This is a genomic window from Clostridium muellerianum, assembly GCF_012926525.1.
Taxonomy (GTDB): domain Bacteria; phylum Bacillota; class Clostridia; order Clostridiales; family Clostridiaceae; genus Clostridium_AM; species Clostridium_AM muellerianum.
This window is the reverse complement of the sequence record NZ_JABBNI010000019.1, coordinates 12,813-36,075: the sequence shown is the minus strand read 5'-3', so window position 1 is coordinate 36,075 and position 23,263 is coordinate 12,813. Positions and strand designations below refer to the sequence as shown.

The following is a 23,263-nucleotide window of genomic DNA, read 5'->3' as shown; positions in this document are numbered from 1 at the left end:
ACCTCCATTACTTTAAATTCACATCAAAAAGCATTCCTGATTTTACAATGTCCAAGTTATCTAGTATTTGAACTTTAATACCATAGACCATTTTCATTCGATCTTTTTTTGTAACTATATTCATGGGAGTAAATTCAGCAGTTGGTGATATATATATAATTTTGCCCTTTATGGTTTTGTTCTTTATAAAATCATTTGTAAGAGTTACATTTTTATTTAAATTAATATTAGTGAGCATGCTTTCAGGTACATAAATTTTAACCCAAAGGTTTTTAGTATCAATTAAAGTGGCAACAGGGGTTCCTGGGGTGACATATTCTCCTTGTTTAAAGTTAATAGTTTGTACTATGCCGTCTATAGTTGCTGTTAAATTATTTTTATCTAATGCAATCTTAGATAGTTCATATGATTTTTTTGCTTTATCAACATTATATTGTGCAGAATTTTTTTCTCTTTCTGTAGCGCCATTTACTAATAGATTTAATTTTTCAGTAGCAGCATTTAATTGAGATTTGTAATTGTTTAATTGGGCTTCTGATCCATTTAATGCATCTTTAGCATTATTTACTGTACTAGATGCATTATCTAAATCATTTTTGGCTGCATCTACTTTATATTTTGCTTCAGAACCACTATTATATAATGATACAGTATCATCATATAATTTCTTTTTATAATTATAATTAGTATTTGCAGAATTTAAATTATTTTTTGAACTTTCTACAGTGGATTCTCCTTGTTTTACTGCAGCTTGAAACTGTTCTACAACGGCCTGTTGAGCTTTTATTTCTTCTATCCTATTACCATCTTGAATTTTTCCTAATTCATTTTCTGCATTTTTTATACTAATTTCTGAGTTTTGCAAATTTACCTGAGTTTCGTCAGATGATATTATTGCTACTAGTTCACCACTTTTAACTTTACTACCTTCTTTTACTTTAATTTCACCAATTTTGCCTGAAGTTTCGGAAGTTACATTAATAGTGTCAGCTTCTGCAGTTCCAGAATATATAAATGAATTAGATTGTTTATCTTTTAGTGATTTAAATATAAAAAAGGATGAAGTTGATAATATTAATACTAGAAGTAAAATTCCAAGTTTAATAGCATTTTTTTTATTCATCAAAAAAACCTCCTTATATTATTTTGCAACTCCATGCAAAAAAATATCTACTATTTTTTTTATCTCTTCTTCATCATTTTCATTACTGAAGGAGTCAGGAAAAACATTAGTAAGCACCAGATATCCAAGTAGTAAACTCATTATAGTTCTAGTTATAAAGAGCGAATCTTTTTCTTTGAAGTTTCCTTTATCAATGTTTTGTTCTACAAAGTTATTTATAAAAGGAATTACTACAGGACCAAAATTTTTTTGAATGGTTTTAAGAAGCTCTGGTTCATAGGCAGCTTCCATAAATATGGTTTTAATTAGTGAAAAATTTGAATTTATTAAATTTAATCTATCTAAAAGTAATTCTTCCATTACCTCATTTATAGGCTTATTTTCTTTATTTTCCATTATTGTTTGTGCTGATTTAATAATTAAAGGTTTAAAAAATTTTATAATTAGAGGTACCAAAAGTCCCATTAACAAGTCCTTTTTTGTCTTATAGTACCTAAATATGGTGCCTTCAGCTACTTCAGCCTCTTTTGCAATTTCACTAGTCCTACTTCCTTGAAATCCTTTTTCTGAAAATATTTTTAAGGCTGCCTCAAGTATTTGCCATTGTCTTTTGGTTATACTATCTTCTAAATTTTGGTCGCTATTTAAAAGCTTTTCTACACTATTATTAATTTCATCATCATTTAAATTCATAAAATCACCTCATCATATATTCTATTTTAAAAGTACTAGTCAAATAAAATGAGTACTCACTCATTTTATTAAATTTTAATACTTTGTACTTTTGTTGTCAATTAAAAAATTATTGGTGAATACATATGAACTTTCATTTTATTCATAATATCAAAGATAATCTTAAATATTATGAATTATCATATAGTATATATTGACAATAAAATATTCTATATGTTACCATATACTTAAGCTTAAGATATAATTAAGCCTATAAAAAGACATTAACACAAAGATTTTACTATGTGTTATGAGAGCATATAAGTCTAAGAAAATATTTACTTAGATTTATATGCTTTTTTTAGTGAATACTATTATATAGGAGGAGTGAATATGGAAAAAAAATTAAAAAGCGTTTTCTTAATTTTATTAGGTGCATTTCTTGTTGCGTTTGGAACTTATTTTTTTCTTGCTCCAAATGAAATTGCTGCTGGAGGAATAAGCGGTGCTGCTATAATTATAAATAGTATTTTCCCCAAAATACCTATTGGTATATTAATGATGGCAATGGAAATTGTTTTGTTTACAATTGGAGTAATAGTTATAGGACCTATATTTGGTGGCAAGACTATATTTTGTAGTTTTTCTATATCTGGAATGATGTTGATTTTGGAAGAATTATTTCCTAAAATACGTCCAGTAAGTAATGATATTCTTGTTCAACTTATATTTGGAATATTAGTTTGTGGATTAGGAATGGGTATTGTATTTAACCAGGGTGCTTCTACAGGAGGAACTGATATTATTGGTAAAATAATAAATAAATATTTCAAAATTAGTATAGGTAAGTCTGTTTTAGTTCCAGATATAGTAGTAACAATAGCGGCAGCTTCAATATTTGGAATAGATAAAGGCATGTATGCAGTACTCGGAGTATTAATAAACTCAACTATTATTGATAATGTAATAAAAAGTTTTAATACTTATAAACATGTAGCAATAATAAGTAATGAAGCAGAAGGAATTAAAAGCTATATAGTTGAAAAACTTAAAAGAAGTGCTACTATATATTACGCTAAAGGTGCCTATAAAAATCATGAAAAAGAAGTTATAACTACAGTATTAAGTAGAAAAGAGTTTTTAAAGCTAAAGGATTATATAAAAATTGTTGATGATAAAGCATTTATTACTGTTAATGAAATAAATGAAGTTCTTGGTGAGGGATTTCAAAACATTATATAAATAAAATGAGCATAGTGCATTTTGCATTATGCTTATTTTATTTATATAAATGTAATTATTTTTAAGTTTAATTTAAGATAAATTTAGGAAATTACAATAAAATATATGATATAATGAATATAATTCATTTTATGGCAGGGAAGTGATGTATATGAAAAAAAATTCGACATTATTGTTTAGGATGTTAATCATACTTTTGTTTATGTTTATTCCTAATTTTGTACAAGCAGCTGAAGTTAAAAATATAACTGAAAATTATGATTATAGCATTAAAGTGAATGATATAAATAAAAATTATTATAGTGATAATATAATTAGAGAGAATAAAAATCTTCTGAATGCATCTGTACAGCAGTCTGCGAAGCAGGAAGTAAAAGGACCAAGCCTTCTTGCTAATAATTCTTGCAGTACTATAGAACAGGTAAAGCAAATAGCTAAGGATAATTATTTTAATAGAAATACAAAGTTTTCAATTCATTATACTGGAAATTTTTCCGATTTAAAGGGAATACTAAATGAAGTATTAGATTATGTTGATACAGCTGATGATTATGTAGCAAATTCTATTGTAAGCTCTGAAGTAAGATATCATGGTTATAATCAAGATGTAGATATAGATTTTACTGTACAATATTTACTAACACTCGATCAGGAAAATTGGGTGGATGAGAAAGTAGATTCTATACTTAAAAGTATAATAAGAGATTCTATGACAGAGGATCAAAAAGAGAAAGCAATACATGACTACATAGTTAAAAATACTGCTTATGATGAAACACTTGCAAAGCATAGTGCGTATGATGCATTGCATGATGGCACCACAGTATGTCAGGGATATGCACTTTTAGTATATAAAATGTTAAATAAGTCAGGAATACAATCTAGAATTGTAGTTGGTAAGGTAGATGGAAGTAGCGTGGATAACCATGCTTGGAATTTAGTAAATCTTAATGGAAAATGGTATCAATTAGATTGTACATGGGATGATCCAGTACCAGATATTCCTAAACGTGTATCCTATGATTATTATAATTTAACAGATGATGAGCTTGCAAAAGATCATGATTGGAAAAGGGAAAGGTATCCAGGCGCGTATACAAAATATGATATAAGTACTACTAATGTACCAGTTAAAGCTGTAGAATTGGACAAACATCAAATAACTTTAAAGTTAGGAGAAACAGTTTCATTAACTGCAAGCGCAGTGCCATCTAATGCTTCTAACAACTTAATAAATTGGAAATGTGATACACAAGATATAATTTCTTTTGATGGGAAAAATATAAAAGCTTTAAAGTCAGGTAAAGTTTATATAACTGCAGTATCTGATGATGGTAATTTTAAAGATACTTGTACTGTAATAGTAACTAATGAAATTTCAGATCAGGTGGATATTAGTAATTCGATGCAATTACAAGAAAAAACTAGCGTGGATAAAAATAAATTATGGAAATTAAAATTTAATAAAAATATAGCCAGCTCTACGGCAACTAAAAATAATATATATATATTAGATGAATTAAATAATAAGATAGACGTTAATGTAAGCTTTGACATAAGTAAAGATACAATAATAGTTAAGCCTTTGGAAAGTTATAAATCAGGCAAAAGTTATTACTTGATTATAAATGAAATGGTTGTTTCTGAATCGGGAAAAAGGCTTTTCAAGCCTGTTGTAATGAAATTTACTATAAAGTAATATAAAAACATTGACAAAAATAGAATAAAATTGTAAACTTAACAAGTGTGAGTATGGATTTTACAAGATTTAAAAATTTTATGCACAATGGAGTGCATTTGTAAGAGCAGTGTGGCTCTATAGGAAGGTTATTTCCTATAGAGTTTTTTTGTTTTTAAGTGAAAAATCAATACACATAATTTAAAAATATTATAAGGGGGAGATATCTAATGATTAAATTTAAAAGTATAAGAACTATGATATTAGTTTGTATACTTTCACTATTTTTAGCATCAATGTTCACTATATCATTTATAAGTTATAAAAATTCGCAAAGAATAGTTAATGATCAAATAAATGTTAAAGTAAAATATCAATTAGATTATATAGTAGAAAGAACAGAAAAATCACTTTTACAGCATAGGAAGATAAGTGAAATATTATCTAAAATTCCAGAATCATCTAACGGAGTGCTTGCAAAAGATAATTATAAAGTGTTATTACAAAATCTTATTAAAACTAACGATGAAACTTTTGCCTGTGGTATATGGTTTGAGCCTAATAAATTTAATACAAACGAAAAACATTATGGACCATATGCTTATAGAGAAAATAGTAAAATCGTTTATACAGATGAGTATAATAAGGAAGATGCTAATTATTTTAAGTATGATTGGTATAAAATAGGAAGAAATACTAAAAAGAATGCTGTTTGGTCACCTCCATATATGGATGATGTGACTAAAGTTACTATGGTTACAGCTACAGCTCCTTTTTATGATGAAAATAAACAATTTATGGGGGTTGCAACAGCAGACATTAATTTAAGCAGTCTTCAAAACATGATCAAAAATTTTAAAATTGGTAAAAGTGGTACAGCTTTTCTTATAGATAATAATGGAACATATATAGCAGATGTAAATTCAGATAAAATTATGAAGAAGAAAATTTCAGATGATTCTAATAAGAGTTTGGCTTCTGTAGGAAAAGAAATGATTAAAAATGGACAAGGAAGTAGTACTTATTATGAAGGTAAGAGTAAAAATAGAATTTACTATACAAGCATACCAGAAACAGGGTGGATTGTAGCAGTAACTATTTCAGAAAATGAGCTTTTGGCACCAGTTAAATCATTAATAAGTAAGCAAATTATAGTAAATGTAATTATAGTTCCCATAATTATTATTTTTATATTCTGGTTTAGTAAATACATAAAAGATAGTATAAAAAAGGTTCACGTATTATCTGAAGCTATAGCTAATGGAGATCTTACTAATACTATAGAAGTTGAAACTCAAGATGAAATTGGTAGTATGAGTAACTATTTAAATATAATGACGGGCAAATTAAAAAACACTATTTTAAATGTATCAGAAGGTGTGCAGCAGGTAGCAGCGGTTTCACAAGAGGTATCTGCAAGTTCTGAACAAACACAAAGCGCATCTCATGAAATTGCAGTATCTGTTTCTGAAATAGCTTTAGGTAGTGAAAAACAGGCTAATACTGCAAATGAAGCCAATAAAATTGTACAAGAAATTTATAATGGTATGGAGGATATTTCTAAAAACGTACAAACTGTTACAGAATATTCAATTGAAACTTATGAAAAAGCTAGGCAGGGAAATAAAATATTAAATCAAGCTATAGAACAAATGGAAAATGTGAGCAGTACAGTTGATAATTCATCTAAAATAGTTAATTTACTGGGAAATAAGTCTGGTGAAATAGAAAAAATTATTTATTTAATTAAATCTATTGCAGAACAAACTAATCTTTTATCATTAAATGCAGCAATTGAAGCAGCTAGAGCTGGAGTGCATGGCAAGGGGTTTGCTGTTGTTGCAGATGAAGTTAGAAAGCTTGCAGAACAATCGGCCGATGCTTCTAATGAAATAGGTCATCTAATAAATGATATACAGGAGGAAATCAGCAAAACAATTGAAACTATGAATGAAGGTAATAGTGCGGTAAAACTAGGAAGAAACATGGTGGAAAATGCAGGTGATTCTTTTAATGGTATTTTAAATAATATAAGTAAAGTATCTAGCCAAATACAGGATGTATCGTCTGTAACTAAGAAAATTACTTCAGGTACTGAAACACTAGTAGATTCAATTGGAAAAATATTAAGTATATCTAATGATTCTGTTGCAAATACTCAAAATGCAGCAGCTTCTGCAGAACAGCAGGCAGCTATAATGAAAGAACTATCAGAAGCAGCAGAAAAATTGTCTGGTATGGCAGTGAAGCTTGAACAGAATATAGATACGTTTAAAATTAATTAAGTTATTTATAAATGGAATCTTTTTGTAAGATAAAATTTGTTTATAATTGATTATGAATTATTCATTAATATGAGTAAATAAAAATAAGGACTGAAATTCAGTTCTTATTTTTATCTATATTATTTATATGTATTTAGAACATAATGATATTCTAATCCATTAAATGTATATTAAGTTTAGAATAGAAGGCGGAACTTATGGTGTCAGATACAGGAATACTATTATCTTTTTGAAATTTATGAACTGAATATTTAAAGTAATCATTATAAATACCATTAGGCTTAGATTTATAGTAGCCTCTTGATTGTAACATAATTTGAAGTTGATACACATCGGCCCCTATCATTCCGGGTTTCAGTACTCTAAGATGGTCCCCAAAGCTACCGTAAGGTCCTCCCCAAATAATAACTGTGGTACCATAAGGAATAATTTTATATAATTCTTTAACATCTGAATTTCTCATTCTTATACAACCATGAGATGAATTCCAGCCTATGGAACCTGGATGTAATGTGCCATGTATACCATACTTACCCCATGGCACATTAAATCCCATCCAATAGCCACCAAATCCGTCACCCCAGGTATCTTTGCTTACTATTTTCCATGTACCTAAGGGGGAAGGAGTGCTTGGTTTCCCACCTGCAATTTGATAAACTTTAAAGGTAGTACCATCTTTAAAAATTGTTAAATTGTTAGAAGAAACATCGGCTAGAATAACATAAGAGCTTTTTAATTTATCCACATTAAAAGCATTTCTATTAGATGATGACTTATAGCCAGCGTATATTATTATTATTTCAACAATTAATATTAAGAGTAGAATTATTAGTAATTTTTTAAACTTTGACATAAAGATCCCCCCTGTAATAGTTTATGAAACAGAGGGGAGTAAAAGCATTACTTTTTGAATTTATTTTTTGATTTTTTCTTTTTTTGTACTGAATATCCAAACTTGCCTAAAGGCTTGGAATTGAGAGAAAAATACTCTCCGTGGGAGTAGCATATTAAGTTTGCTTTTTCCAAATGAATTTTACCATTTTCATCGAGAAGGTTTTCTTCCACATGAATGGACAAAACTTCAGCTAAAAATAAATCATGACTTCCAAGAGGAGTGATACTTTTAACTTTACATTCTAAAGAAACTGGACATTGTTTTATACTGGGAACTTTTATTTTTTCGCTGTTTTCTAATATTAAGTTGCATTGTTTTATTTTGTCTATAGTTTTCCCGGATCTTACACCACAAAAGTCTACAGTTTTAACCATATCTTTAGATGGTAAGTTAATTGCAAATTCTTCTGTTGCTTTTATATATTCATAGGAAAGTCTTTCAGGTCTTATAGCTACAGTTATCATAGGTGGTTTAGTACATGCAGTACCAATCCAGCCTACTGTAAATACATTTACTTTTCCTTCTTTATTTTGGGAAGTTATAAGAACTGATGGTACAGGGTTTAGCATTGTACTTCCTTTAAAAGATATTTTAGTCATAAATTTTCTCCTTTCTTTCCATATTACATTAATATAAATAGGTTTAATTATTTGTTATTAGTGTTTAAATACTGATTAAAAAAATAATCCACAAATGTAAAACATTTGTGGATTTATTTTAAACACGAGAAAAATTCACAATTATAATTTGTTTGAATTAAGGATTTTTTCTCATGTTATTTATGGGAATGCTTACTTTTTGCTACTTCTATATTAACTCTTCTTCCATTTAACCTTTTACCACTACTTTTTGATAAAATTGTTTCTAATAAATTCTCAGGTATATCTATGAAAGTGAACTTATCAAATATATCTATATCTCCAACTTCATTTACATCTACATCAGAAGTTTCTTCTAGGAAATTTAGTATTTTAACAGGAGTAACTTTATCTATTCTACCTACAGATAAGAATAATCTTATAGGTTTTGTTGATTTTTCTATATCTTCATTATAATCAAAGTTAAACTCTCTATCAAAAAGCATTTTCATAAGAGCAGCAGCCACATCTACTAAATTATAATCTTCATCTAAACCTGTTGCTACAGGAATAAAATCTTTGTAGTCATTTTGATCTAGAGTGTTTTTTACATCTTTTAACATGCTGTTATACTTAGCTTCGAAGATTTCATCTAAAGTAGGGATTTCTTTTCTCTTTATTTTACTTTTCGTAAACTTTTCTAATTGCTTTATCATAATGTATTCTCTAGGAGTTACAAGAGAATAAGCGATACCTTCTTTATTAGCTCTTCCAGTTCTACCAATTCTATGAACATAAGATTCCATATCTTGAGGTAGATCATAGTTTATTACATGGGATACATCATCAACATCAATACCTCTAGCAGCAACATCTGTAGCAACTAAAAAGTCTAAAGTACCTTCTTTAAATTTTCTTAATGTATTTAATCTTTGATTTTGGCCCATGTCACCATGCATACCTTCAACATTATAGCCTCTTCCCTGCATAGATTCTACAAGTTCATCTACACCTCTTTTAGTTTTACAGAAGATTATAGCACTGGAAGGTTCATCTATATCTAAAATTCTGCATAGTGATTCAAAACGATCTTTATGCTTTACTTCATAATAATATTGCTTAATTTTTTCAACAGTTAAAGAATTTTTAACTATCTTTATATGCTTTACTTCAGCTTTCATGTACTTAGAAGCAAGTTTTGCTATTTCTTTTGGCATAGTTGCAGAGAAAAGAAGTGTCTGTCTATCCCTGTTTAAGGATTTTATAATTTCTTCTATATCATCTATAAATCCCATATTAAGCATTTCATCAGATTCATCCAAAATTAAGAACTTAGCACCACTTAAATCTAGAGTGTTTCTTTTTATGTGGTCTAAAATTCTACCTGGAGTTCCAACTACAACATCTACGCCTCTTCTTAAGGATTTAATTTGTCTATCAATTGGCTGACCACCATAGACAGGAAGTAATCTTGTCTTTTTAAACTTTGCAATACGAGCTAATTCATCATTTACTTGTATAGCTAGTTCTCTTGTAGGGGTAAGCACTAATGCAGATATTTTATCATTAGATTCTATTTGGCTTAATACAGGAGCGCCAAAAGCTAAAGTTTTACCTGTACCAGTTTGTGCTTGACCTATCATGTCATTACCTGATAAAATAACGGGTATTGCTTCAGATTGGATTTGTGAAGGTTCTTCAAAACCCATAGCGTCTATAGCTTGCAAAACCTTTTTATGAAGGTTTAAATCACTAAATTTAATATTTTCCATTCAAATTCCTCTTTCTTTTTTATAATACAAAACAAATCTTATCATATCATAGTACTTAGATATTAGCAAATTAAATTTTTATGATATTTATTATATGTAGCTTTTTATTTATTATAATATAAAATATAATGTATTTATAAACTAATTCTAACTAAAATAGAAGGAGATATTTTATGTTCAATGCTAAACAAAAAAATATGCCCAATGGAATAAGGTTAATTACTATAAAGAAGGATACCCAAATAGCTTCCATACATATGGGAGTGAAGATAGGATCAATATATGAAAATACTAATGAAAAAGGAATATGCCACTTCATAGAACATATGCTTTTTAAAGGAACTCAAAATAGAAGTAATGAAAAATTAAATGAGGATTTAGAAAATTTGTGTGGCGAATATAATGCATATACAGATAAGAATACTACTGTTTACAGTATTACTGCTTTAAATGAAGAGTTGGAAAATGGAATTGAAGTTTTGTCTGATATGCTTAGAAATTCTATTTTTCCGGAAAAAGAAATTGAAAAAGAAAGAGAAGTAATACTAGCAGAAATAAGAACGAGTAGAGATGATATAGAAGATTTAAGTTTTAAAAAAGTAAATGAAATAGCTTTTGATAAGAGTCCATTAAAATACGAAATAATAGGTGATGAAAAAAGTGTTAAAAACCTTAATAGAGAAATGATAGTAGATTTTTATAAAAAATATTATGTTCCTAATAATTGTTATATATCTATAGTCTCGCCTTTTGATCATAAAGAGGTTTTTGATATAGTTTGTAGGTATTTTAATGAATGGCAATGGAAACAATTTAAAAGGAAGGAAGTTATTGTAGAAAGTAATATTCCTATAAAAAAGATTTCTTATAAAAAGAATATAGAGCAAAGTACAATAATTTATCTTTTTACATTTCATAACATAAGCAAGGAGGAAGAATTAGCTCTTAGAATATTAAATCATAAATTTGGAGAAAGTGCTAATTCTATATTATTTAGAAAGCTTAGAGAAGAAAAGGGATTTGCTTATGATGTGTATACTGATTTGGATTTAACAAATTATGTTAAAACATTATATATATATACTGCTGTAGGCGAAGAAAATATAGACGAATCCTTAAAGGTTATAGATGAGTGTATCGAAAAAATTAAAAATGAAGAAATAATATTTGATAATAATACTATAAAGCATATGAAGAAGGTTTTGAAAACTGCTATTGCGTTTACACTAGAGGATTCAACTGATATAGGAAACTATGTACTTCATCAGGTAATTGATGGAGATGATATTTATAAATTTGTTACGGACATGGACGATATAGAAAATGTTAAAAAAGAAGATATATATAATGCTGCTAGGCTTATTTTTAAAGAGCCAACTATACACATATTTAAAAGTCAAAAATAAGGTGATTACGTATGGAAAATTTAAAAAAAATTATTACTAAAGTTGAAATACAAAAGAGAAACAAGGATAGAGTGAATGTATATATTAATGAAGAATTTGCATTTGCTTGTAGTGCGCAATTAGTATATGTTCATAATATTGTAAAAGGGAAGAATGTGGATTTTCATTATTTAAATGAAATAATAACAGAAGATAATTATATAAAATGTAAATCTACTGCCCTTAAAATTATAGAAAAAGTGTACAAGACAGAATCTCAGATAATTTCAAAACTTCTTGAAAAGGGGTATGATGAAAAAACTGTATCCAGAACTACAGAATTTTTAAAAGAATATGGTTTTATTAATGATGAAAAGTTTATCGGAATGTATATAAAAGATAAAATAAAAGTAAGTGGAAGAAAAAAAATAAGGTATGATTTAATAAAAAAGGGTATTAGTGAACAAAAAATAGACGAAAAGCTTGCATGCGTGGATAAAGATATTGAAAAAGAATCAGCATTTAGGCTAGCAGAAAAGAAATATAATGTAATAATTAAAAGTGAAAAAGATTATAGAAAAATTTATAGAAGAGTAGGAGAATTTTTAGTTAGAAAAGGATATAATTCGGATATAGTTTCAGAAATATTAAACAGCGTTGTAAAAAAAGAATTATGTGATTTTCAGAAAAAGGATGAAGCAATTTGTACAAAGGAGGCAAACCTGGATAAGTTGTATCAGATTGCAGAAAAAAGGTATAGAATTATAATAAAGTCTGAAGACAATTATAACAAGATTTATAAGAAACTCAGTGATTATCTTTTAAGACGGGGATATTCATGGGAAGATATAAAATCTGTATTGAATTCTATTGTAAATAATGAAGATTCATATATTTAACAATAAACCTCTTAGGCTAAAGCAGTAAATATTTTGTTAAATATAGAATGATAAAATGTCTTTATACATATAGTTAAGAGGTGATTATAAATGTTAGGCATGAATATTAATATGGTAACATTAATGCTTGGTTTAGTATTTCTTTATCCACTTTTAAAAGGTTTTTTATTTAAATTTTCTTCTCATAATTTAAAGACGGATATTAATGAAATTAACAGGAGTATATCTTTTATTATTTCCATGTTTTTGGGGATTTATTTTGGAAGAAAAGTGTTTATCCAACATGATTCCGGTATTTATCAAAAAATATATAGATCAATACCGGTGGATATTTTAAAGTATATAGAAAGCAATAATCTTATAATTTATGCTTTAATAATACCTATAATAATATTAATAATTTACAAGATTATAAAAGTTTGTTTAGATCTTATGAGTTACTTAACTGTATATCCAATGTTAGATGCAATAGAAAGATTTTTAAGGTCTAAAGGTAACTTTTTTAAGAGATTAACAGGAGTGATTTTTCAACTCCCAAAGGCTGTATGTTATTTACTTTTGGTGACATTTGTATTAAATATACTATCTATATTTAGTACAAATAAAAATTTAAACAGGTATTTAGAAACTTCCAAACCATATAACGCTATATGTAAGGAAGCTGTAATACCTATTACAAATTCTAGTATAGCAAAAAAACTTCCAAACATTATTAATAATTCTTTTAAAATCGTAATTAAACAAGGGGAGACTAAAGAAACTACGCCTGGAAGAATTAATAGCGAAGAAAAGGCAGTAGTGTACTATAATGGGGTTACTTTGGATCAAGGAGTGAAATCTGATAGTGAAATAAATAAGTTTGCTAAAGATTTGGCTTCAAAAGATGATACAACAATAGGTAAAGCTAGAATATTATATAATTGGGTTGGTAGTAATATAGCTTATGATCACGATAAGGCTAATAAAGTTTTAAATAATGATTTTAATGTACAATCTGGCGCAATACATACATTTAACACTAAGAAGGGGATTTGCTTTGATTATGCTTGCTTATATGTAGCAATGTGTAGAGCAAATGGAATAAAGACAAGATTAATAACAGGTGAAGGATTTAATGGAGTTAGCTGGGTAAGCCATGCGTGGAATCAGGTATATGTACCAGAACAAGATAAATGGATAAATGTAGATCCTACATTTTATAAAGGAGGGAATTATTTTAATAATAGAAGATTTCAAGTTGATCACAAAAATGCACAAATAGCGGGAGAATGGTAATCATCATATAAATCCATTAGGCTTGATAAAAGTTAATATAATGCACCAAAGAAAAAGCTGTATAATTTATCAAGATAAAAATATAGGGGATGGTGTAAATGGAGGAATATGAAGAAGATAAAAAAAAGAAAGTAAGAAATTTTATAGTATTAGCTGTTTCTTTATTGCTTCTTTTTTCATTTGGTTTTTTTATAGGTGGTAAAATATCACAAAGAAGAAATGTTGTAGTTAATGCTGCAAACTCTAAGACAAGTGATATAGACCAGCAATCTATGGATAAAAGAGAAACTGGTGTAAATCCCAGCAATGAAAAAAACGATGGAGCATTTGATCCTTATAAAGAAGATGGTAAAAAAGTAGTATATTTAACTTTTGATGATGGTCCATCTACAAATAATACTCCTAAAATATTAAATATATTAAAAAAATACAATATAAAAGCTACATTTTTTGTTATTGGACAATCTGCAGAACAAAATAAGCAACTGGTAAAGAGGGAATTATCAGAAGGGCATGTAATAGGAAATCACACATATACACATGATATGCATTATGTGTATTCAAGTACTAAAGCTTTTATAAGTGATTTAGATAAGTGCGATAATGTGTTAAAGTCTATTATAGGTGATAAGTATTGCTTAAAGCTTATAAGGTTTCCAGGGGGATCTTTTGGACAAAGGTTAGAACCTTTTAGAAAATCAGTTAAACAATCAGGATACCATTATGTTGATTGGAATGATTTAACGGGAGATGCAGAACATAATAATGTACCTGTAAGCAGTTTATTGGGTAAAGTTAAAACCTATGCAAATCAGGAACATTTAGTAATTTTAATGCATGATGCGTCAGCTAAAACTACAACAGTTGATGCATTACCTCAAGTGATAGAATACTTTAAATCAAAAGGGTATTCATTTAAAACATTAAAATAGACAAGTCTATTGTTTTTTATCAATATGAATAAAGCTATGAAATTAAGGTAGTAAAAACCTATATTTCATGGCTTTTTTAATTCAAAATAAACAGTGTCTTTTGCTGATTATTTAGATAAATATTTTTTTATTATAACATTTATAGCTTTTTCACAATCAATATCATCATTGTTTAAACACCAAGCCATGTTAAAGTAAATTAGTGCTTTTTTATTATCATTAAGCATTATATAGCAATATCCAAGATTAAAAAAGTATTTACTTTCCCTTTTTAGTTTGATAGCTGATTTAAGTAAGGAAATTGCTTTATTATATTGTTTCAACTTTATAAAACATACTGATGAATTATAAAGAGAAGCAGGTTCATTATCTTTAAATTCAACTGCTTTTTGATATAGTGTAATAGCTTTTTGATAATCTTTTGAATTGTAACACTCATTGGCCTTGTGAAAGTAACTCATTTGAATCCTCCTCAAGTTTGTATATAAATTTATCTATGGTTGTATTTTTAATTAATGATTTTGCAATTGTACAATTTATATATAAATTTATATCCACATTTTAAGAAAAATATTCCACATGAGTAGTAAAATGTTATTTTATAGATTCTTCAGCAAATTTATTATTTACTATCTTATCAAAAGGCGGCTTTTTAGAGATCAGACTTTGATTATAGGATTGAATTATGTCCATAAGCCTATTAAGATTTTCCTCTTTCATTACAGGTGTTACAGCAAAAGCATTTATTGATCTATAATTTTTAATTACAGATACAATGATACTTTCATCTGTTCCAGGGAAAAATGATTTTATAGATTTTGCAACTTCTTCATCACTATGATTTTGAACCCAAATTTGTCCTTTATAAATAGCTTTAGTAAATTTTTTTATAATTTCAGGATTTTTATCCATATAGGATTTTGTTGAAAAGTAACAGGTATAAGGTATAACACCAGCAGATTTTCCTACGGAAGCTACAATATATCCAGATTTATTTTTTTCAAGAATACTTCCTGTAGGTTCAAAAAGAGCTACATAATCTCCTGTGCCAGCCTTAAAAGCTCCAGCAGTAGCAGTATAAGCAATATTAGTTATAAGATTTACATCTTTGCCAGGTTGAATACCATTCTTTTTTAATACATATTCTAAACTCATTTCAGGAACACCACCAGGTCTGCCACCAATAATGCTTTTACCTTTAACATCTTCCCACTTAAAGTCTTTTACATCGTTACGTCCTATAAGAAAAGAACCATCAGTTTGAGTAAGCTCGGCAAAAAGTATAGGATAATCTTCTTTATTTTGGTTGTAAATATAAATTACTTGTTCAGGTCCACAGAAACCAATATCAGAGCATTTACTTAATACTTGTTGCATAGTTTTATCGGCGCCTTGTCCAGTAGTAAGGTCTATGTTTATACCTTCATCTTTAAAAAATCCTTGATTTATAGCTGCATACATAGGAGCATAAAAAACAGAACGAGCCACCTCATTTAATTTTACAGTAGTAAGATTATTAGCAGTTTTTTTATTGCCACCACAACCAGCGAAAATAGTAACAATAAACATGAAACTTGTAAGGAGAGAATAAATAAAAAGTCTTCTTTTTTTCATATATATCCTCCAAAGTTATTTATACACTAGTTTATAATATGATGAGTATAAGAGTTATGCTAATGTTTTTTATAAATAATTGCATAGGATATAATAATATTAAAAATTATTATTGGCTTATTTTTTGAAGATGATTTTATGTACAATAAAAGTACTATGATTTAAAAAGTGATATAATAGAAATATAACATTATAATTAAGTTTTATATATCTAAACCGAAACAAATATGATATATAGGGGGAGAACATTTGAAACAGTATACAGTAAAGAAGGTTTTAAATAATAATGTAGTGATTGCTGAAAAGGATTCAGAAGAATTTGTTGTAGTTGGAAAGGCTATTGGATTTAATTGTCATAAGGGAGTTAAAATTGATGAAGATAGAATTGAAGGAATATTTGTAAAGCAATCAGAAAAATCTAATGAACAATTTAATGAAGTACTAAAAAAGATTAATAGTGAGATTATAGGAATTTCAGAAGAAATAATTTCATTATGTGAAAAAGAATTAGAAATGAAAATTAGTGAAGCTATACATATATCTCTTCCAGATCATATAAACTTTGCTATTACAAGGATTAAGGAAGGCATAGAAATTGAGAATCCATTTTTATATGAATTAGAAGTATTGTATCCTAAGGAATATAAGTTGGCAGAAAAGGCACTTGAAATGATCAATGAAAGATTTCAGGTGAATTTGCCTAAAGATGAAATAGGCTTTATATGTATGCATATTAATGCAGCCATTACTGAAAAGAAGGTAAGTGACACATTATTACATACTAAAAAAATAAATGAAATTATGCAGTTTATATTTAAATTGTTAAATAAGAAAATTAATATAAAATCCTTAAGTTATATAAGAACGATTACACATTTAAATTTTATGATAGAAAGAATATTGAGTAAGAAATTTATCAAAAACAATTTACTTGACACAATAAAAAAGGAATATTACCATGAGTATGGGATAGCAATTAAAGTTGCTATGAAAATTGAAAATTTATTTTCTGTGGATGTTCCAGAAGATGAAATTGGATATATTGCTTTGCATATAAATCGAATTAGGGATATATAAGCAGTGTTACTATTAAATTAGGCATGAGCTTAAAGAAGGTAGCCATTGTATGGTTATTGTCTTTTGGCTCGTGTTTTTTGTTTCATTAATATTCGATTATATAAATTAATACACTAGGATATATTAAAAGAAATATAGTAGTCTATTATACACTTTTAATTTTGAAAAATTTTTTTGGAAAATATACTGAACGGGAGGAATGAATATGAAAAAGTTATTTGCAGTACTACAGAAAATCGGTAAATCATTGATGCTTCCAGTATCAGTTTTACCAGCTGCTGGATTATTATTAAGATTCGGCCAACCGGATTTATTAAACCTAGCTTATGTGGCTAAAGCAGGAGATGCTATTTTTACTAACTTGCCAATGATTTTTGCAGTTGGTGTGGCAATTGGATTTTCGGGAGGAGAAGCAGTTGCAGCACTAGCAGCGGTAGTAGGACAGCTTATACTTGAAGCTATAATAAAAGTAGCTAGTTCTAATGCAGCGCAAGTATTAGCAGCAAAGGTTGCTGCACAGCAGCATATGACAGTAGCAGCTTTTATGAAAACTGCAGCTTATACAGATATAGTTTCAAAGACTACAATCAATATGGGGGTTTTGGGAGGAATTTGTATAGGCTTAATTGCTGGAATCTTATATAATAAATTTCATAATATTAAGTTACCACAGGTTTTGGGTTTTTTTGGCGGGAAAAGATTTGTGCCAATTATTACATCTATTGTAGCTTTAATATTTGGAATAGTAGGTGTAAATATTTGGGCTCCAATTCAAAATGGAATTAATGTGTTTGCACAGTGGGCAGATACATCCGTGTTCGGACCAGCTTTTTATGCAGCGGGTAAGAGATTATTAATTCCTGTTGGATTACATCATATGTACTATCCGGCATTTTTATATCAATTTGGACAATATATTTCAGGTGGTGTAACTTATTTTGGTGATTCTGCTAGATATTTTCACGGAGATCCTACTGCAGGAGTATTTATGGCGTCAGAGTTTCCAATTTTAATGTTTGGTCTTCCTGGTGCTGCTGTTGCTATGATTGTAGCTGCTAAGAAAGAAAAGAGAAAGCAAACAGCTGGTATGATGATTTCTGCAGCTCTTGTTGCATTTTTAACAGGAATAACAGAGCCAATTGAATTTTCTTTCATATTTGTAGCACCAATATTATTTGTATTCCATGTATTTGCAGCATTTACATCAGGAATTATTACCAGTCTATTACATATTAGGTTGGGATACACATTTTCGGCATCCTTTATTGACTATTTATTAGGATTTAAGTTTGCCGGACATCCGTGGTCTATTTGGCCTGTTGGTATAGCATATTTTGCTCTATATTTCTGTGTATTTTATTTTACAATTAAAGCAATGAATATAAAGACACCAGGTAGGGAAGATGAAGAGAGTTTTAAAGTAGCACATATAAATGCTAAAGGTAGTGAAAAGGCAGTTGGAGTTTTAAAAGCTATTGGTGGAAAAGACAACATTGAAGGTTTGGACGCGTGTATTACAAGATTGAGACTTACATTAAAAGATATTTCTAAAGTTGACAAGGATACATTAAAGGCACTTGGAGCAGCAGGTGTATTAATAGCGGGGAATAGTGTTCAAGCTATTTTTGGTACAGAGGCAGAAAGAATTAAAGATGATATAAAAGGAATTATTGCAAATGGTGAAATTATAGAAACTTCAAAGAATGATGAGATTTTATCAAAGGATAAGCTTTCGGTAGATGAAAATGAAAAAGTTCTAAGTAATACATGTACACTATTTAATCCTGTGGATGGAGAAATAGTTGAATTAAAACAAGTGCCGGATGATGTTTTTGCAGACAAAATGTTAGGTGATGGATTTGCTATTATACCATTGGGAAATGAAGTATATGCTCCTGTAGATGGTAAAATAAAGGTATTGTTTCCTAGTAACCATGCAATAGCTATTGTAACAGATGATGGATTAGAAGTACTGGTTCATGTAGGAATTGATACTGTGCAACTGAACGGTGAGGGGTTTATAGCCCATGTTAAACAAGAAGATAGGGTTAAAAAAGGAGATTTACTTTTAACTTTTAATTCTAAAGTAATTAAAGAGAAAGCTAAAAGTATAATTACACCAGTGATTATTACTAATATGGACTGCGTAGAAGATATTAATATAGAATTAGGAAAAAAGAAACACGGTGAGAAAATAGCTATTATAAATACAAAATAAATATAAGTAGTTGGAAATTTATAAAACATACTTGACAGTTTAATAATTAAGGTTATAATAATATTTAAAGTTAATATAGTTTATTAGCTGTGAAGAAGAGGAGTAAAGGTAAGGAATATATTAAGAGAGGAAAGTTTATTAGCTGAAAGGCTTTCTATATGGATTACTTTGAAGGTAGCTTCTGAGCTTCTTTATTGAAATTTAGTAGATAAAGACGGTTTTCTTAACCGTTAGTTGTATTAAGAGCCTGTAATTTTGCAGGAAAAAAGGTGGTAACGCGAGGTTTTTCGTCCTTTTAAGGACGAAAAGCCTTTTTTTATTTTTTAAAAATTTAATATTTCTGTTTATGGAGGTAAAAGTATGAATTTTATTGTTAGACCAGTAGAATTAAAGGATGCGAGAGACATAAATGAAATTAGAACTATGGATGGCGTAAAAGAAAACATTTTGGGAATAATTAGTGAGAGAGTTTCTAAGTCTGAAACATTTATAAATAATTTAACTAAATACGATCATATACTTGTAGCTGAAACAAATGAAAATAGTACTAAAAAAGTTATAGGTGTTGTAGGGCTTAATGTAAATTGTAATCCGAGAACAAAACATTCAGCTTCTATGGGAATAATGGTACACAAAGATTATCAGGGTAAGGGTATAGGAAAAAGCTTAATGAAAAAAATTCTTGATTTATCAGATAACTGGCTTATGCTTGTAAGAGTTGAATTAGGAGTTTTTACTGATAATGAAAAAGCTATAAATTTATATAAAAGCTTTGGATTTAAAATTGAAGGAACTAGGAAATATGCTGCTGCCCGAAATGGCAAATATGCAGATGAATATATAATGGCAAGATACAAAAATATATAAGGAAACTTAAGGAGGAAATTTTATGTCAAAAAATAATGAAATGGCAACTACCTATAATCCAAAAGAATTTGAAAGCAAACTTTATAAGAATTGGGAAGAAAAAGGATATTTTACTCCAAAGGTGGATGAAAATAGAAAACCATATACTATAGTATTACCACCACCAAATATAACGGGAAAGCTTCATTTAGGTCATGCATTAGATGATACTATACAGGATATAATCATAAGAACAAAAAGAATGCAGGGTTATAGCGCTTTATGGCTTCCAGGACAAGATCATGCAAGTATAGCAACAGAAGTTAAAGTAGAAAATGAACTTTTAAAACAAGGACTTAAGAAAAAGGAAATGGGAAGAGAAGCATTCCTAGAAAAAGTTTGGGATTGGGCAAATGAATATAGAGGAAGAATAAGAGATCAAGTAAAACAGCTTGGATGTTCTATAGATTCCACAAGAGAATGTTTTACTATGGAAGAAAAAGCAAATAGGGCTGTTAAAAATTTCTTTGTTAAGTTATATAATGATGGATTAATTTATCAGGGTCATAGAATGATAAACTGGTGCCCAAAATGCCAAACGGCTATATCTGATGCTGAAATTGAATATAGTGAACAGGAAGGCCATTTTTGGCACATTAAGTATCTAGTAGTAGGAAGCGATGAATATTTAGAAATAGCTACTACAAGACCAGAAACTATGCTTGGAGATGCAGCTGTTGCAGTTAACCCTAAAGATGAGAGATATACTCATTTAGTAGGTAAAACATTAATGCTTCCTCTAGTTAATAAAGAAATTCCTATAATAGCAGATGATTATGTAGATATGGAATTTGGAACAGGTGCAGTAAAAATTACTCCAGCTCATGATCCTAATGATTATGCAGTTGGTAAGAGACATAACCTTCCAGAAATAATTGTTATGCATGAAGATGGAAAAATTAATTTTCCAGGAAGTAAATATGATGGACTTGACAGATATGAAGCTAGAAAACTTATGGTTAAAGATCTAAAAAGTCAAGGTTTTTTAGTTAAAATTAAAGATCATACTCATAATGTAGGATGTCATGATAGATGTGGAAGTACTATTGAGCCTATGGTTTCAAAACAGTGGTTTGTAAAGATGGAATCTTTAGCAAAACCAGCTTTAGATGTTGTTAGGACTAAAAAGGTTAAATTTGTACCTGAAAGATTTGAAAAGACATATTTTAACTGGATGGAGAATATTCAGGATTGGTGTATTTCAAGACAATTATGGTGGGGACACAGAATTCCTGTTTGGTATTGTAAAGATTGTGGTGAAGTTATTGTAAGTGTAGATGAACCAACAAAATGTACTAAATGTGAATCAAGTAATTTAGAACAAGATAAAGATGTACTTGATACATGGTTTAGTTCAGCTTTATGGCCTTTTTCAACACTTGGGTGGCCAGAAAAAACACCAGACTTCAAATACTTTTATCCAAATAGTACATTAGTTACAGGATACGATATAATATTCTTCTGGGTAGCAAGAATGGTATTCTCGGGACTTTATTGTGCGGATGATATTCCTTTTGAAAATGTATTAATTCATGGTATAGTAAGAGATTCACAGGGAAGGAAAATGTCTAAATCATTAGGAAATGGTGTAGACCCATTGGATGTGATAGATGAGTATGGAGCAGATGCTTTAAGATTTACTCTTATTACAGGAAATGCTCCAGGAAACGATATAAGATATTATCCTGAAAGAGTAGAAGCTTCTAGAAACTTTGCAAACAAGATATGGAATGCATCTAGATTTGTACTTATGAATCTTGATGAAGAAATAATGAATAAGTATAAATATTGTAAAAATTACAGTTCTGCTGATAAATGGATTTTATCTAGAATGAATACTTTAATAAAAGAAGTAACAGATAATATAGAAAAATTTGAATTAGGTATAGCAGCACAAAAGGTTTATGATTTTATTTGGGGTGAATTCTGTGATTGGTATATAGAACTTGTTAAACCTGTTATGTATGGAGAAGATGAAGAAGCTAAAGGTGTTGCCTTTAATGTTTTAAATAGGGTACTATCTACAAGTTTACAATTATTACATCCAATAATGCCATTTATAACAGAAGAAATATATACTCATCTTTATACTGATTATGAGTCAATAGTTGTATCAAAATGGCCTGAGTATGAGGAAATACTTAATGATGAAAAAGCAGAAAAGGATATGGAATATATAATTGAGGCTATTAAGTCAGTAAGAAATGTAAGAACAGAGATGAATGTACCACCATCAAGAAAAGCTAAAGTAATGGCCTATGTAACAGAAAATGATGCATTAGAAGCATTTAAGAATGGTGAAGATTACTTCAAAAAACTTGCATCAGCAAGTACAGTAGAATTCTTAAACACTAAGGAAGAAGCTCCAGAAAATGTAGTTTCAGTAGTTACAAGAGGAGCAGAAATGTTTATGCCTTTACTTGATCTAGTAGATCTTGAAAAAGAACTTGAAAGATTGAATAAAGAAAAAGAAAAGTTAGAGAAAGAAATAGACAGGGTAGAAAAGAAACTTGCTAATGAAAAATTTGTAGCAAAAGCACCTGAAGCAGTAGTTAATGAAGAGAAAGCTAAGGGTGAAAAATATAAGGAAATGCTTCAATCAGTATTAGAAAGATTAGAAAGTTTAAAATAGTTAAAAGCATAATTATTTTGTGTAACTGCTGGCAATATATTTTGTCAGCAGTTTTTAATTTATTAGAAAATTAACTTTAA

The 23,263-nt window shown here is 28.7% G+C and carries 18 protein-coding genes and 1 other annotated feature; of the genes, 11 read left to right on the top strand and 7 right to left on the bottom strand.

Annotated elements, in window-relative coordinates; genetic code table 11:
* Positions 1-7 precede the first annotated feature (7 nt).
* Complete coding sequence (locus tag HBE96_RS10915; protein WP_169297803.1) at positions 8-1,123, bottom strand: HlyD family secretion protein; 1,116 nt, start codon at positions 1,121-1,123, stop codon at positions 8-10.
* 18 nt (positions 1,124-1,141) lie between these two features.
* Positions 1,142-1,816 carry a TetR/AcrR family transcriptional regulator gene (locus HBE96_RS10910; protein WP_169297802.1) on the bottom strand — a complete coding sequence of 225 codons (675 nt, stop codon included), beginning with the start codon at positions 1,814-1,816 and terminating at the stop codon, positions 1,142-1,144.
* Between the two features lie 372 nt (positions 1,817-2,188).
* On the opposite strand from HBE96_RS10910, the gene HBE96_RS10905 reads away from it, so the two are divergent.
* The 3 genes from HBE96_RS10905 to HBE96_RS10895 all read left to right on the top strand — a co-directional run bounded on the left by HBE96_RS10905 (position 2,189) and on the right by HBE96_RS10895 (position 7,000).
* Positions 2,189-3,037, top strand: coding sequence for a YitT family protein (locus HBE96_RS10905; protein ID WP_169297801.1), 849 nt, complete (start codon positions 2,189-2,191; stop codon positions 3,035-3,037).
* A gap of 151 nt (positions 3,038-3,188) precedes the next feature.
* Complete coding sequence (locus HBE96_RS10900) at positions 3,189-4,736, top strand: transglutaminase domain-containing protein (protein WP_169297800.1); 1,548 nt, start codon at positions 3,189-3,191, stop codon at positions 4,734-4,736.
* Positions 4,737-4,945: 209 nt separating this feature from the next.
* Positions 4,946-7,000 carry a methyl-accepting chemotaxis protein gene (locus HBE96_RS10895; RefSeq protein WP_206154899.1) on the top strand — a complete coding sequence of 685 codons (2,055 nt, stop codon included), beginning with the start codon at positions 4,946-4,948 and terminating at the stop codon, positions 6,998-7,000.
* A gap of 151 nt (positions 7,001-7,151) precedes the next feature.
* Here the strand turns inward: HBE96_RS10895 and HBE96_RS10890 are convergent, their stop codons facing one another.
* The 3 genes from HBE96_RS10890 to HBE96_RS10880 all read right to left on the bottom strand — a co-directional run bounded on the left by HBE96_RS10890 (position 7,152) and on the right by HBE96_RS10880 (position 10,245).
* A complete protein-coding gene (locus HBE96_RS10890) occupies positions 7,152-7,853 on the bottom strand; it encodes a L,D-transpeptidase family protein (protein WP_169297799.1) in 702 nt (233 codons plus the stop codon).
* A gap of 47 nt (positions 7,854-7,900) precedes the next feature.
* Positions 7,901-8,494: a flavin reductase family protein gene (locus tag HBE96_RS10885; protein ID WP_169297798.1), complete on the bottom strand. Its 594-nt coding sequence runs from the start codon at positions 8,492-8,494 to the stop codon at positions 7,901-7,903.
* A 176-nt stretch (positions 8,495-8,670) separates the two neighbouring features.
* On the bottom strand, positions 8,671-10,245 hold the full coding sequence (locus HBE96_RS10880) for a DEAD/DEAH box helicase (protein WP_169297797.1): 1,575 nt from the start codon (positions 10,243-10,245) through the stop codon (positions 8,671-8,673).
* A 173-nt stretch (positions 10,246-10,418) separates the two neighbouring features.
* Between HBE96_RS10880 and HBE96_RS10875 the strand changes: the two genes are divergently transcribed.
* The 4 genes from HBE96_RS10875 (at position 10,419) to HBE96_RS10860 (ending at position 14,736) form a co-directional block, all read left to right on the top strand.
* Positions 10,419-11,651, top strand: a complete 1,233-nt coding sequence (locus HBE96_RS10875; protein ID WP_169297796.1) for a M16 family metallopeptidase — start codon at positions 10,419-10,421, stop codon at positions 11,649-11,651.
* A gap of 11 nt (positions 11,652-11,662) precedes the next feature.
* The gene (gene recX, locus HBE96_RS10870; protein ID WP_169297795.1) at positions 11,663-12,529 is read left to right on the top strand and encodes a recombination regulator RecX; all 867 of its coding nucleotides are present in this window, start codon (positions 11,663-11,665) and stop codon (positions 12,527-12,529) included.
* A 99-nt stretch (positions 12,530-12,628) separates the two neighbouring features.
* Positions 12,629-13,804, top strand: a complete 1,176-nt coding sequence (locus HBE96_RS10865) for a transglutaminase-like domain-containing protein (protein WP_206154902.1) — start codon at positions 12,629-12,631, stop codon at positions 13,802-13,804.
* Between the two features lie 98 nt (positions 13,805-13,902).
* On the top strand, positions 13,903-14,736 hold the full coding sequence (locus HBE96_RS10860; RefSeq protein WP_169297793.1) for a polysaccharide deacetylase family protein: 834 nt from the start codon (positions 13,903-13,905) through the stop codon (positions 14,734-14,736).
* Between the two features lie 107 nt (positions 14,737-14,843).
* Here HBE96_RS10860 and HBE96_RS10855 read toward each other — a convergent pair whose 3' ends face one another.
* Positions 14,844-15,197 (bottom strand): tetratricopeptide repeat protein, encoded by a 354-nt coding sequence (locus HBE96_RS10855; RefSeq protein ID WP_169297792.1) that lies wholly within the window; start codon positions 15,195-15,197, stop codon positions 14,844-14,846.
* A 133-nt stretch (positions 15,198-15,330) separates the two neighbouring features.
* The gene (locus HBE96_RS10850; RefSeq protein WP_169297791.1) at positions 15,331-16,350 is read right to left on the bottom strand and encodes an ABC transporter substrate-binding protein; all 1,020 of its coding nucleotides are present in this window, start codon (positions 16,348-16,350) and stop codon (positions 15,331-15,333) included.
* A 249-nt stretch (positions 16,351-16,599) separates the two neighbouring features.
* Between HBE96_RS10850 and HBE96_RS10845 the strand changes: the two genes are divergently transcribed.
* The 4 genes from HBE96_RS10845 to HBE96_RS10830 all read left to right on the top strand — a co-directional run bounded on the left by HBE96_RS10845 (position 16,600) and on the right by HBE96_RS10830 (position 23,183).
* Positions 16,600-17,427, top strand: a complete 828-nt coding sequence (locus tag HBE96_RS10845; protein WP_169297790.1) for a PRD domain-containing protein — start codon at positions 16,600-16,602, stop codon at positions 17,425-17,427.
* A 205-nt stretch (positions 17,428-17,632) separates the two neighbouring features.
* Positions 17,633-19,645: a glucose PTS transporter subunit IIA gene (locus HBE96_RS10840; protein ID WP_169297789.1), complete on the top strand. Its 2,013-nt coding sequence runs from the start codon at positions 17,633-17,635 to the stop codon at positions 19,643-19,645.
* An 80-nt stretch (positions 19,646-19,725) separates the two neighbouring features.
* Positions 19,726-19,943 (top strand) — a binding site (T-box leader).
* Positions 19,944-20,005: 62 nt separating this feature from the next.
* On the top strand, positions 20,006-20,512 hold the full coding sequence (locus tag HBE96_RS10835) for a GNAT family N-acetyltransferase (protein ID WP_169297788.1): 507 nt from the start codon (positions 20,006-20,008) through the stop codon (positions 20,510-20,512).
* Positions 20,513-20,534: 22 nt separating this feature from the next.
* On the top strand, positions 20,535-23,183 hold the full coding sequence (locus HBE96_RS10830) for a valine--tRNA ligase (RefSeq protein WP_169297787.1): 2,649 nt from the start codon (positions 20,535-20,537) through the stop codon (positions 23,181-23,183).
* Positions 23,184-23,263 lie beyond the last annotated feature (80 nt).

Bases quoted from the DNA above. Each gene is read 5' to 3' on its own strand.
- HBE96_RS10885 (WP_169297798.1), bottom strand. From the start codon at position 8,494: ATGACTAAAATATCTTTTAAAGGAAGTACAATGCTAAACCCTGTACCA.
- HBE96_RS10830 (WP_169297787.1), top strand. From the start codon at position 20,535: ATGTCAAAAAATAATGAAATGGCAACTACCTATAATCCAAAAGAATTT.
- recX (WP_169297795.1), top strand. From the start codon at position 11,663: ATGGAAAATTTAAAAAAAATTATTACTAAAGTTGAAATACAAAAGAGA.
- HBE96_RS10905 (WP_169297801.1), top strand. From the start codon at position 2,189: ATGGAAAAAAAATTAAAAAGCGTTTTCTTAATTTTATTAGGTGCATTT.
- HBE96_RS10875 (WP_169297796.1), top strand. From the start codon at position 10,419: ATGTTCAATGCTAAACAAAAAAATATGCCCAATGGAATAAGGTTAATT.
- HBE96_RS10895 (WP_206154899.1), top strand. From the start codon at position 4,946: ATGATTAAATTTAAAAGTATAAGAACTATGATATTAGTTTGTATACTT.
- HBE96_RS10915 (WP_169297803.1), bottom strand. From the start codon at position 1,123: ATGAATAAAAAAAATGCTATTAAACTTGGAATTTTACTTCTAGTATTA.
- HBE96_RS10855 (WP_169297792.1), bottom strand. From the start codon at position 15,197: ATGAGTTACTTTCACAAGGCCAATGAGTGTTACAATTCAAAAGATTAT.
- HBE96_RS10910 (WP_169297802.1), bottom strand. From the start codon at position 1,816: ATGAATTTAAATGATGATGAAATTAATAATAGTGTAGAAAAGCTTTTA.
- HBE96_RS10890 (WP_169297799.1), bottom strand. From the start codon at position 7,853: ATGTCAAAGTTTAAAAAATTACTAATAATTCTACTCTTAATATTAATT.
- HBE96_RS10860 (WP_169297793.1), top strand. From the start codon at position 13,903: ATGGAGGAATATGAAGAAGATAAAAAAAAGAAAGTAAGAAATTTTATA.
- HBE96_RS10850 (WP_169297791.1), bottom strand. From the start codon at position 16,350: ATGAAAAAAAGAAGACTTTTTATTTATTCTCTCCTTACAAGTTTCATG.
- HBE96_RS10835 (WP_169297788.1), top strand. From the start codon at position 20,006: ATGAATTTTATTGTTAGACCAGTAGAATTAAAGGATGCGAGAGACATA.
- HBE96_RS10840 (WP_169297789.1), top strand. From the start codon at position 17,633: ATGAAAAAGTTATTTGCAGTACTACAGAAAATCGGTAAATCATTGATG.
- HBE96_RS10900 (WP_169297800.1), top strand. From the start codon at position 3,189: ATGAAAAAAAATTCGACATTATTGTTTAGGATGTTAATCATACTTTTG.
- HBE96_RS10865 (WP_206154902.1), top strand. From the start codon at position 12,629: ATGAATATTAATATGGTAACATTAATGCTTGGTTTAGTATTTCTTTAT.
- HBE96_RS10880 (WP_169297797.1), bottom strand. From the start codon at position 10,245: ATGGAAAATATTAAATTTAGTGATTTAAACCTTCATAAAAAGGTTTTG.